A 12,752-nucleotide genomic window follows, 5' to 3' on the forward strand; every position below is an offset into this window, starting at 1 on the left:
AGGCCGTCTTGCTGCTGCGCGCCAAGAAGAACGGCACCTTATCTATGCTGCTGTAGCAATGCCGCATGGAGAGGTCCCGCATGGACATGCGCGGGTTACCCGTATCGCGCAAGCAGTCAAGGATGGCCAGCAGCCAATAGAATTTGTAGGAATTAGTCGTATCGGCAAAGACGGCTGACAAAGCAGCTATGTTCACAGTGTCGCTTTGGGGTAACTGTTGCATGCTATTCAGTTATAATTATTAAATGATGCATATCATATGGTGTTCACCGACCCATTTTAGAACAAAACCCTACTACTCGACCCTTACTCCAGATAATAGCCAGCGCATAGTACCACTCTACACCGCACAGGCCGGCTGATGAGGCTTACATGTCATGTGTAATGTCGCTCTGGGTTTAAATTGGCTACATGCACTGTGAAGCCCAACGCCCCTAGCAGTGTGAAGAGCATGTGGGCTGGAGAGCCGATGAGGTCAGTTGCCCTACCCTTTTGCGTTAGCCATGGGTGCGTCGTGAAGCAAGTAAGCAACAGCCCTCTAGTTCTGACTTCATTTAGCCGTCTGCTAACGGCTTCGCTAGGCACTATGACCAAATAAGTTTATTGGTTTGCGGGGTACATCGGTAACGAAAATGGCGTGCCTGTTTCAAAGTGATTCTCAATTGCTTCCTGAAGTAGTGATGCCGTAAGACCTTTAATCTTGTGTCTATGGCTCAGATGCGCAGTAACCCAATCATAAAGGCGAAACATCTGCCATACTGGGTAACCTTGACGATAACAAAGCTCAACATACAGCTCAATATCTGCAATTGTTACCTTCTGGTTATCAAATGATAATTCACATGAATACCATATATTATAAATTAAGGAACTCATAATATCTAGGTGCATGAGAGGCAGGCCATCGTTCGCCTTGTCCCTTTTACCGTTTGAGTACTGGTCTAATAGTGGTTTAACCATGTCTTCCCTTAACTGCTCACTGAATGCCTCAAGAAGATTGCTATATGGAGTAAAGCTGACGAGGATCGATATGCCAACCACTTTTCTTATTAAACGAATACATTCTGCAGCAGGTAATGGGTTAACCTCTATATGAAAGACACGGGCACACTCTTCTCCGACATCGATAAGGCCACTTTCGAGTAATTCTGAAGATAATATGCTTTCAACCGGCTCATTCGGAATGTAGTCGAGCAGGAGGTAGCCTAACTCACCTAAGCTGGTTCCGATGTGAATTGAAGCCTGTATATCGTAGAAGCGAATAGAGGCCTCAGTGTAGGCTTCATAGGCTTTCTCGTGCTCACCCAAATCCAAGTAGCAGTTTCCCATTTGATTTAAGACAGAGCCATAGTTGACGTTATCTTTTGTCTTGAACATCAGGGAAAGCGCTCTTTGATATATTTCTAATGCATCTGTCTGCCGAAGTGTTTTTTCGTATGTGAAAGCCAAGTCCATAAGTGACAGCGCGAGCATTCGTTCATTCCCATGAGTTCCGTGTTTCTCCTTTTCAGTGGAATTGCGTGTCCGGGCAGGCCGTGGTTGCTCAAAATATGAGATAGCTTCTATGTAGTGTTGTTCGGCTTCTTGGAGATGTTCTTCGTGCTTGGCCAACAGCCCACGCGCCATTGCGGCATTGCCTAGTATACCTACGTCGGTCGAGCCATTGGCAAGATGCGTGATCTGCGACACGACTTGCCGGACTTGGTCATTGTGCCTACCATGCATTGCGAGGCTAATCAGTTGCAGTAATATTTCAGAAGCAAGAAAGGGATTACCCGATTGTACAGCCGCTGCGGCACCTACCCGCATGATTTCGATGCCTCGCCCTGTAAGTCCACTTAAGAAACAGAAAGTCTGGACAGCGGATGATATTGCAACTATCGGTTGTAGAAATTCGGGATTAACCTTTGATCGTTTAGCTGATTCATCGAATATGTAACTAAAGTTTAAAAATTCTTGATTGAATCGTATAAAGCCTGTTCGTACATCACCTCGCTGATTATAAGTGTCTTCTATAATAACTGATTGAATGGCAAGGTCATTTGCCAGTTCTAAAAATAAGGCGTTCGCAGTGTCCACATCATCTTTGTACTGCTGTTGTATATAAGCGCGGATCGGTGATAAAGCGTGCAGACGTTGCCCAGGCGCCCAATCAGAATCAAAGTATATCAAATTCCACCTTGATAGCCCGGCTGTGGCGGCTTGGCTGTCCCTTAACCCATACGCATGGGGGCGCTCGAGCATAACTGCGAGGCATCCGGCTGGGCAATGAGAAACCAGGAATAGGACGTTACGTTCTTCCTGACAAAGTGCCTCATATGCGACAGCGAGACATACTTCCAATGATGTCGCCTTGGTTTGATGCTTACGAGTTGGATTAATTAAGGCTGCCGCCCCGTATTTCTCTATTCGGTCTCCTACTACCCGCGCTGACTTAAAAAAGCGGAGTAAACCTTCAATTATCTTGATGGTAAGGGGATGACCATCCGAGAAAGCCAGAAGTCTGAGAATGGCGTTTGCATCATCATTGAAGTTGTGCGGATGGGCGCTAATAAGGGCTTTTAGTAAATCAGCACTTGAGGTTTCGCTTAATGGTTGAAGGCTAATGATAAAATCTGGCTCTATACTGAGAAGCTCGACTTGCGAAGTAAAAAGGAACTTTGTTAAGCGCGTTCGTGAAATCAGATGTGAGAAGAAGTCCTCAATTTCTTCTAGAAGTGCAGGTGCAACAGCTTCTACGCCATCAAGGACCATCAGCCCAACCGCTTCATCCATCACCTCTGTTAGAGCTGACGTTGGCTGTATTCCATGCGAGGTTAGAGCTGACCATAGACGCAGTTCAAGATCGGATATTGTTGTAATCGTTTCTATTTCAAGCCACACGACTTTAGAGGCAGTGCTTTTTTGAAACTGACCCAAGGCGTTAAGGGCTAATTGGGTTTTACCAATTCCCGCAGGCCCCTGAATACACAATATGCGTTTATGTTTAATTGCATCCACCAGGCTGCTTACCTCTGAATCGCGGCCAATAAAAGTGGGAGACGGTGTGGGAATAAAGGAACCAGCCGTTGGCCACGTTTGCGGCCTTCGTGCTGACCGTTCCTGGAGCTGCTCAATCAGTTTGTCCTTCAGCGCACGGATTTCATCCGGAGGAAGAATACGTTTATCATCAAACTCTGAGTGACACTGCGAACAGAGGCGGATCAGATTATGGTGGTGATGAGATAAGCTCGTTGCATACGGCTCTATGTGAGCTGTTTCAAGCTTAAAGCCCTCCCCGCATCGTGCGCATTTTCCGCCGCACTCTACGCCGAGGTATTGAACAATGTAGTCTGGAATCCCTGGCCGCGGGTGCGCGCTAACGGACCAAGGTTCTCTTAAATAAGCATCAAAGGCTTCTAAATCGCCTCGACGGAACAATGTCTGGCCATTTTTCTCCACGGTAACTAACCGCCTGTTATGTCCTTTCTTGGGAGCATTCCTGACATATGCAGCGAGTAGTTCAGGCGTGATCCGGAGGAAATAGGCTGCTGCTGACAAATCAAGCAATCGCTCATCATTATTCATGGTACTCATATGGTCAGCCTAACAGAATCGGTGCTAATAGTCTTGTAGCTGCTTTCTGCAACCAGCTAGGACGTTGAGGAGCGCTGGCTATAACTAGCCGACATCACGATGTAACGCCCAGTATCCGCCCTGCAGATGCTGCTCTTCGAGGAGCGCAGCTAGGAACTTCAGCTGCGACTGTGGTACTTACTAAGTGGGTGCCGGGGCTGAAGCAGGTTTTCCATACCTTATATAAGAGGTGCGCCAAGTTACAAACCCAGCGAATGCGCCGCATTGTAGGCGATGATGTCTTCGAGCCGGGAATAGCGGCTAATCATGGCATCCGTTTTCTGCTTGGTCTGGTTCTTAATGAATTCGTTGGATTGGCCGTTGAGCTTGGCCGTGGTGATGAAGGATGCGCGTAGCGAGTGCGCAGAGTACTTCTCGCCCAGGTGCTCTTTTACCAACAGGTTTACCCTGCGGTCCGACAGCCGCCGGCGCGATGGCGTGCCCGCTTCCCCGGTTTTGCCCCTCGCGAGCGAGACAAACACGGGGCCCTCGGTGCGGCCGCCCAGTAACTCCACCCAAGCTTTGTAGGCGCGGATGGGACAAAACAGTGGGTTGGAAGCGTAAAACACGGCTTTCTGTTCCAGCTCGCCCGTTTGGTTGGTTTTGCTTTTGGGCAGCGTTAGGATGAGGGCCGCGTCCGTTAATTCGACGTCTTCCAGATTCAAAGCCACCAGCTCGGAGCGGCGGAAGGCGCCGGTGAAGCCTATTAATAGGAGTGCGCGCGCGCGTACGCCTTCGGGCCGGGTTAAGTCAAGCTCGCTGATGCATTTTTTCAGGTGCGCCACCGAAAAAGCCGGGGCCTGTTTCTGCTTTTTGCCCACGGCCCGGGCCACGCCTTTGCGCAGCACGTCCAGCGCCGGCGCGCTCACGGCCGAGGGCAGCCCCAGCAACTGGTGGTTTTTCTCGATAGCGGCTAGGTGCCGGTTGATGGTGGCCAGCTTGCGTGGGATGTCGGCCAGATGGGCGACGTAGCTGGCCAGCGTAGCCACGTCAGCTGGCCAGGTTGTAAAGTCGTGCGCAGCGCAGAAGGCTTCGTAGCTGCGCAAGTCGGCCGAATACGCCAAGCGGGTATTCTCGGCGCCTTCCAGACCCATGGTCAGGTAGCGACCAACGTTGGGTGCTACTTGTCCAGCCAGGTCGTTGGCCAGCGCCAGGGCCGGCAAGTCAGCGGTGACCGCCGGCAGATTCTTTTTTCCCTTTTGTGCCATTTATGAGTTTGCAATTGCAAACTGTGGGATTGCAAACGCTAGCCAAATATACAATAAACTTAGGTCCGATAATGAACTGTTATGGATCCTAAGTTTGGCAGGCTACCGCAAGTAATTTGGATATCATAATTAACACTTATGATGCCTAAACTTTCGTGATGGGGTGGTTGCGGGTCGTAGTGCAGGTATCCGGCTGGCCGTGTAGATTGCACGCCCTACAGCCCCAGAATCTTTTGCGGCTGATCCTCCGTCACTCCTTATTATATGTGCCCGACGCCCAACCCCGAAGAAGAGCCAACGGTTACTTCCCACAACATCACAGACAAGGAACTCGACCGGGACTTGATCAATCTACACTTGCCGGAGCCGGACAGTTATTTCGGCACCGAGGCCGAGCTTCGGAAGCTCTACGGCTCGGAGGACTACGACCGCATCATGAGTGAATCCAACGACTAGTAGTAGATGAAGAGCGCAGTACGACTTTCTGCCATCGGCGAACTGCTGGGCAAGGACTTCTTCATCCCGGCGTACCAGCGCGGGTATCGGTGGGACAAACAACAAGTGGTCGACCTGTTGAATGACATCGCGAGCTTTGCCGAGAAGCCGAACAAGAAACAGGGGGAGTTTTATTGCCTGCAGCCGGTGGTGGTGCGGCCACGAGCCGCCGGCGCGTCTCCAACGGGCGAGTCGATTCCTGCTGAACCGTGCTGGGAAGTTGTAGACGGGCAGCAGCGATTGACGACGCTGAAGATTCTCTTTCTCTACCTCATCCGGGTGCATCTGCGGGGGGCATCCTTCAGAAGCGAATACAAGCGTGAGCTATTCAACCTGCACTACGAGACCCGGGCGACCACCAATTCATTTTTGGAAAACATAGAGGAAGGGAACGAGGAATGCATAGACCATTACTACATCGCCCAGACTTACACGCACATTCGGGAGTGGTTTGAGGAAAAGGACGAGCCTGGGTTTGTTAGGGAATCAGTTCTTCGGACCCTCGTGGGGACCAGCAAACAGCACCGGGCCGAGGGAATCGTGCAGGTGATCTGGTATGAGCTCGCGGCAACTGAAAATGCAATTGACAGCTTCACGCGCATCAACCTGGGGAAGATACCCTTGACGAATGCGGAGCTGATCAAAGCATTGTTTCTGCAAACCAGAAACTTTGGCGCCGATGGGGGCGAGTTGGGGCGGCTGCGCCAGCTGGAGATTGCCGCGGAGTGGGACCGGATAGAGAACACGCTGCAGAACGACGACTTGTGGTGGTTCTTGAACAAGGGAGCGAACAACGCCAGCGCCCGCATCGAATTCATTTTTGACCTCATCAACCAATTGGAGGACCGGGGCACGACCGACCCGGCTGCGCAAATCGGTTCCGATGACTACGCCACGTTTCGCTTTTACTACCGGCGCGCTACCGGGGCTGACGCGTCCCGCTTCGTGCAGCAGCAGTGGGCCGCTGTCAAGATGCGCTTCAACCAGTTGTTGGAGTGGTACCAGGACCCGGAGTGGTACCACTACGTGGGCTTTCTGATTTATTGCGGGGAGCGGATTGAAGACTTGGTGATGCTTTACCACGAAGCGACCAGAAGTGCTATCACGGCAGCGCTGAAAGCCCGCATCGCGGCTAGGCTGGCTGATACATCAACGGGGCGTTTGCAGTGGGAGCGTGACGCTGCCGGAGCATACTCGCTGCAACTGCCCTACAACGACCGGAACCGGGAACTGGTGCACCGGGTGCTGCTGCTCTTTAACCTGCAGGAAGTGATTCGCCAGCGCAATTCCTCGCTCGGATTCACCCGGTTTCCATTCAAGGTATTCAAGCAGGAGATGTGGGACATCGAGCATATCGACTCTTCATCGGAAAGGCCCTTGACCAATGCGGAGGACCAACTCAAGTGGTTGGCGGCCGCGCAGCACGACCTGCCCCAATTGAAGGCCACTCCCATACTGCTGCAACGCATCCAAACATTCGAGGTCGCAAAGCACGAGCAGCGGGAAGACTTTCAGGATATCTACCAGGCCGTCGTGGAGCTCGCCGGCGAAGCCGAGAATGACACCCAAACAAAGAACGGCATTGGGAACCTCACCCTGCTCGATGCGCGCACGAACCGCTCATACGGCAACGCGCTCTTCGTTACTAAGCGCCGACGAATCATTGAGAATGACACTGCTGGACAATTCATCCCGCCTTGTACTAAAAACGTGTTTTTAAAATACTTCGACTTGCAAGGAGTTGCCAGAACCAGTTGGGGGGTGGCGGATATCCGGGCACATAGCGACCGAATAGCAGGCGCCCTGGCTGATTTCTTACCCGCCAAGCCGCTCAACTGAGATGGAAAAATACAACTTAGAGCAACTGCTGGCCGGCGAGATAGCATTGGCGGAGCAATCAACCATCCGTTTTGCCGGCGTGCAGGTACCCATGATTCAGCGCGACTATGCCCAGGGGCGCAAGTCGGAAGCAGCCGTGCGTAACCGTTTCCTGACAGCGCTGTTCGACGCACTGCTCGGCGGTCGCCCGCTCACGCTGGATTTTGTTTATGGCTCGGTACAGAAGCTGGATGACCAATCGTATTTCGTGCCTCTCGACGGACAGCAGCGGCTGACGACGCTGTTTTTGCTGCATTGGTACATCGGCAACTGCGAGCTGACCGGCGACGAACGAAATGACCAGCAAGCACGCCTTCGCCGGTTCAGCTACGCAACCCGCAGCACGGCCCGCGACTTTTGCGAAAACCTCACGGCCGTCGTGCTGGAACCCGCAGCCGAGCCCAGTTCCGCCATCCGCAACCTGGCTTGGTTTTACCGCAGCTACGAGCAGGATCCCACCGTCCAGGCCATGCTGGGTATGCTCGATGCCATTTGGAAAAAGTACCGGGCCTGCGGCGTAACCACCCTGTTCCCCGCGCTGGCTGGCTTGAAGTTCTACGTCCTACCCCTTGATGGCTTCGGCCTGTCGGATGAGCTGTACATCAAGATGAATGCGCGGGGCAAACAGCTCACAGGCTTTGAGAATTTTAAAGCGGATTTGCTAAACTGGCTGGGTGCCGAAGACAACTCCTCCCGCGCCGAGTTTGAGCAGCCGACCATGTTAAATGGCCAGCAAATGCCTTACCACCTGGCATTCGCTACCAAGCTTGATACGAGTTGGACCGATCTGTTCTGGGGGCTGGGCTTCAGGAGCACTATGCTCGACGCAGCCTACCTGCGCTTCTGGAACCGCTTTTTGGCGGCGCGCTACCTGGTAGAGCCAGAAGCGACCGCCAGGCTGGCAGAACCGTTGACTGACCTGGACAAAGGGCAGGAGCGTGCGGAGTACACCGGTTTTTCGCAGTACCAACCCTTGTTCGCCAAGCCGGGCACCATTGCCGCGGCTGAACGACTGCTGGATGGCCTGGTCGCGCATCACGCCGCGATTCATGCGGCCGTTGCGGCTACCTGGGGAGAGCAGGCGACCGACTGGCACGTGCTGGCGCGCCCGATTAGCCAACGGCAACGCATTCTCTTTCTGGCCCTGATGCTATACCTGGACAGGCCCGGCTTTGACGAGGTGGCGTTGCGGCGTTGGCTGCGCGTGGTCTGGAATCTCAGCATTGACCCCGACGTGCGTAGCGCCGAAGCCATGATTTCCGTCATGCGGGTGGTGGCCAAGCTGGGCGTGGGATCCCCCAGCATTTACTCTTTCTTAGCTTCCGACGAGTGCGCGGTCATTGCTCAACCGGAAGGCTCCTTTGTCAGCAGGCAGCTGTCGGAGGAGCGGCAGAAAGCCCGCCTGATCTTAGCCGATGAGGCCTGGGAAGACGCGCTGGTGGCCAGTGAAAAGCACGGGCTTTTTCGGGGCAATGTTGGGTTCCTGCTATTGGATGCGCCGTCCCTGCCGGAATTTCAACGCCGTGCTGCTGTAGCGAGCAGCTTGTTTTCGGCCAGGGGGGCGCAGCAAAACCTAGGTGAAGAACACCTGCTGCTGCGGGCCGTTATCAGCCAGGCGCCTGACTGGGACTGGCTGCAAAAGCTGAACCTGGAGGATAGCGAAGACAACTGGCGGCTGTTGCTCAGGAGAAATGACGTCGTGCGCGCTTTTGTCGGGCAGCTTACAGAACTGGCAACCGAGGAAATCATGGGACAGATGCTTCCAGCCTTGGTAAAGCAGCCCTCCAGACTTAAAGCCCCTGCATCACATCTGGTGCAGCAGGTGCGCTTGGTGCACGAACACCTTTACCAGTCGGCCGACTTGCAACGATGGATGCAGGATGGGTACATCGGTGCAACGGGGCTTAAATGGAAGCAGGACCACATCTATGCTTACCGGTATTTCGGGCGCGAGCACACGCGGGTGATGCTGGATACCCATCGCAACCAAATAGCGAACGACCTCATCGAGCTATTGGGCTTCACCACGGAGCAGCGTTGCGGAAACAGTACTTGCTTCTGGGGCGATTGGCTGACCCTCCACCGGCCAGACGGCCAGTGGACCGTGACGGCGCAGTTTGACCCCTGGCACACATTACGTATCGGGGTGGTGCGCTCGGGTGCCTCAGCGCTCGAAGTCAACGAGCTGGTCACCGACGCTGAGCAGGATGACTACTGGCTGGTGCGAAAAAACTACCCCTATGCCACGGTAACCAGTGAGCAGCAGGTCATAGCGTTGGTGCAGACTATCCAGCAGGAAATTATTGATGGAGAATTTCTGCAAGCTCGCATCGTGATGCCCGCGAGCGTGGAAGCAGTTTAATCCATTTTCCCATCATGCTGGTCTGGGCGGCTGGCTGCGCGTTCTTTTATCAAACACCCGTGTGTTTATGAGTCAGGTGTTTACTGCTAGTTTGGTGTGCTTTTCCGAGTTGCTGCCGACCGTTGCCCCTGTGCTGTGGCGGGCGTTGGCAGCCGCTTTGGACGAGCATGAGATTCCGTATCACCTGTTGCCGCTGACCAAGGATATCTGGGCGGTCGATTATATGCCGGTTCAGGTGAGCCGAACGGAATTCGTGCAGTTTCGCTATGATCCATCGTACTTGAAGTACAAGAAGTACGCCGACAAGCGAACCGATGCCGTTCCGATCATGGCGACGCTGCCCCTGCCGGCGGCTGCTACCAGTACGCTGCGCCTCGACGGCGGCAACGTGGTCCGGGTGGGACAAAAGGTTATCGTCACTGACCGGGTGTTTGCCGAAAACCCCAGCATTCCGGCGGACCAGGTGCGCCGGCAGCTCAGCGAGGAGTTGCGGGCCGAACTGATTATTATTCCCGCCGATCCGCGCGACTTCACAGGCCATGCCGACGGCATGGTGTACGCCCTGAACGAGCGAACGGTGCTCGTTAACGACTACCAGGGCAAAGAAGCCACCCTGGGGCAGCAGGTAACCAGCGTATTGCAGAACGCCGGCCTGACGGTCATCCCGTTTCCCTACTTTCCCCAGGAAGAAAGTGCTACCTCGGCAATGGGCGCCTACATCAACTTCGTGCGGGTGGGGCCCTTGGTGCTGCTGCCAGTGTTCGGGCTGCCTGCCGACGAGGCGGCGGTGTACCAGACCGAGCTATTGTTTCCCGGATGCCAAGTGGTGCCCCTGCTGGCAAACGAGTTGGCTCCCCAAGGCGGGCTGCTGCACTGCGTGACCTGGGCCGTTGACCGGCCCGGCGTACATGCCCTGCCCACAGAATTGCCTCAGCACAACGCACACTCCTACTATGGGCGGGTATTGTTTCAGACATGGGGCGACGTCACAGAGCCGATCCGGCCTCTGGACCGGCGGGACCGCTACCGCGGGAGCCTGCTCGGCGCTACCTACGGCGATGCACTGGCCGCGCAAAGCGCCCCCACCCAGATTCCAGTGCAGGCTACGGCAGTGACGCAGCTTATGCTGTTCACGGCGGAAGGGCTGCTTCGGGCCGAGCATCGCGCCATGCAAAAAGGCATCGGCGGGGCCGGGCCACAGATCGTCTGGGAAAGCTGGCTGCGCTGGCTCAGCACGCAGGGCATCGACCGGCCGGGGTGGCACAAGGCCGAGGAATGGCCTTCGGGCTGGCTCAGCCGGCAACCGGCGCTGCACCACTCCCGCAAGCCGGCGCCCACGACCTGGCAGGCGCTGACTACCTCGCCGGCTCACCCTCCGCAGCCTGCGGTGAATACCAGCATGGGCGCGGACCCGCTGGTGCGCGTGGTGCCGTTTGGTCTGTTTCACTTCTACTCCGCGCCGTATGCCCTGGAGCAGGCGAGAGCGGTAACGGCCTATACCCACGGGCATGCCGTGGCCCAGGCAGCGGCCGGCTGGGTGGCCGCCACGGTGGCCCTGCTCGTGCGGGGTCTCCCGCTGGTGGAAGCGGCTCAGGTAGCCTGGCACCTCCTGCCGCCCGATTCAGAAGCCGGTGACCAGTGCCGACACGCCGTGCGCATGGCCCTGCAGCTGCACGAAAAACCGACCCACTTGCTCGCGGACGACTACCACCGGCACATGCAGGCGCGCACCGCGCCGGCGACGCTGATGGGGGCGCTCTACCACGCGCTGCACTTCCGGGAGGCCCCGGAAACCGCCCTGGCAACAGCGGCCCAAGCCGGTGGGCGAACCATGGCGGCGCTGACGGGAGCCCTGCTCGGGGCGCAGCTGGGCGAGTCAGCCTGGCCGGCGGCGTGGCGCAGCAGGCACGACCTGGCCGGGCTGACCCTCGCGCTGGCCGATGACTTGTTTACCCGTGTCAAGGGCGACTCGTTGACGCTGGACCACGAGTGGTGGGAGCGCTATCCCGGATACTAAGCAAACGCATCCTCTCTTAATACCTCTACGCCCACCCCCAACCATGGAGTTCATTGAAAATTACGGCATCCTGGCTTCCATCGCCTGGAACAGCAACAACTGGCATGACGACCCAACGGCGGCAGACCTGAAACGATCGAAGTACGACTTCGTCAAAGAAAACCAGCACACGCACGAAAGCATCAACTTCGGGCATGAGCGGTACCCGGCCGAGGCTGACGGGTTCTACATTGGATATACACCAATGCTGCGCCGCTTGCCAGACGTCGAAAAGGCCAAAAATGTATGTGCGGTGTTTTTTCTCAGCTCGGACTACCAGCAGCAGAACCGCAAGTGCATTGTGGGGCTGTACGGATTTCCCGAGCTGGGATGGTTTGAGCGTACGGCGGAGCACCCGGTCTACGAGAAGTACGACGCCGGCAACGTCCGCTCGCACGTGGACGACATCATTTATTTCGAGCAGCCGGTGGTCATTGACAACGAGCGCGTGGTGCGGGAGAGGCTGCTGCCGAAGGGCAAGCTGATTTCCCAGCAGGGGTTCAATTACCTGGATTCAGACAACGTCTTCAACATCCTGTTGCTGGCCGCCCGGCAAAACCCCAATAACGCTAAGCTCGCCCAGCTGCTGAAGAAATTCCCCAACGACCTGAGCTACGTCACCGAGGTCATTGACACGGAGGCGTTTCGGGATATCTTGGGCAGCCAGGACGCGGACAGCTTGGAGTCGGTCGCCCGGCTGGAAAAGAAGATGCAGCAGCTACGCCCCCAGCTGAAGGAACGCGTTTCGTCCTTCATTGAGCGCGGAGCCATTGCCAGCAAGGTGAAGGCGTTGACGCAGTACAAGTGCTTGATTTGTGAGGCATTGGGGATGAACCCCGTGGGCTTTACCAAGCCGGACGGTACTCCTTACGTCGAAACCCATCACGTCGAGCCTGTGGCGCAACGGGCAGTAGGCTCTTTGGGGGTAGCCAACCTCATCACGGTGTGCGCCAACCACCACCGCCAGTTGCATTACGGCAACGTGCGTCTGACCCAACAGACGGCAACCCACTTCTCTTTTGAAATCGACGGGCGTAGGCTGGAGATACCAAAAATCAAGCTGTGAAGCTGCCCGTCAGAGCCAGCGGTGCTTGTTTGCGTGCAGCTCGGGCGGGTGCTGCTGAGCAAGCCCCAGCAG

At 55.6% G+C, this 12,752-nt stretch carries 6 protein-coding genes and 1 pseudogene; 4 read left to right on the forward strand and 3 right to left on the reverse strand.

Going from position 1 to position 12,752, the window contains the following annotated elements:
* The 3 genes and pseudogenes from ACYVKQ_RS16055 to ACYVKQ_RS16065 form a co-directional block, all read right to left on the reverse strand.
* Positions 1 to 223, reverse strand: a pseudogene (locus ACYVKQ_RS16055) (hypothetical protein); the annotation flags it as partial.
* Positions 224 to 600: 377 nt separating this feature from the next.
* Positions 601 to 3,576, reverse strand: coding sequence for an NB-ARC domain-containing protein (locus tag ACYVKQ_RS16060; protein ID WP_460676377.1), 2,976 nt, complete (start codon positions 3,574 to 3,576; stop codon positions 601 to 603).
* A gap of 239 nt (positions 3,577 to 3,815) precedes the next feature.
* A complete protein-coding gene (locus tag ACYVKQ_RS16065; protein WP_460676378.1) occupies positions 3,816 to 4,823 on the reverse strand; it encodes a site-specific integrase in 1,008 nt (335 codons plus the stop codon).
* Positions 4,824 to 5,285: 462 nt separating this feature from the next.
* Between ACYVKQ_RS16065 and ACYVKQ_RS16070 the strand changes: the two genes are divergently transcribed.
* The 4 genes from ACYVKQ_RS16070 to ACYVKQ_RS16085 all read left to right on the forward strand — a co-directional run bounded on the left by ACYVKQ_RS16070 (position 5,286) and on the right by ACYVKQ_RS16085 (position 12,680).
* On the forward strand, positions 5,286 to 7,157 hold the full coding sequence (locus ACYVKQ_RS16070; protein WP_460676379.1) for a DUF262 domain-containing protein: 1,872 nt from the start codon (positions 5,286 to 5,288) through the stop codon (positions 7,155 to 7,157).
* Between the two features lies 1 nt (position 7,158).
* Positions 7,159 to 9,558: a GmrSD restriction endonuclease domain-containing protein gene (locus tag ACYVKQ_RS16075; protein WP_460676380.1), complete on the forward strand. Its 2,400-nt coding sequence runs from the start codon at positions 7,159 to 7,161 to the stop codon at positions 9,556 to 9,558.
* Between the two features lie 67 nt (positions 9,559 to 9,625).
* The gene (locus ACYVKQ_RS16080) at positions 9,626 to 11,575 is read left to right on the forward strand and encodes an ADP-ribosylglycohydrolase family protein (RefSeq protein WP_460676381.1); all 1,950 of its coding nucleotides are present in this window, start codon (positions 9,626 to 9,628) and stop codon (positions 11,573 to 11,575) included.
* 43 nt (positions 11,576 to 11,618) lie between these two features.
* Complete coding sequence (locus tag ACYVKQ_RS16085) at positions 11,619 to 12,680, forward strand: HNH endonuclease (RefSeq protein ID WP_460676382.1); 1,062 nt, start codon at positions 11,619 to 11,621, stop codon at positions 12,678 to 12,680.
* Positions 12,681 to 12,752 lie beyond the last annotated feature (72 nt).

It is taken from the genome of Hymenobacter coalescens (genome assembly GCF_054783195.1).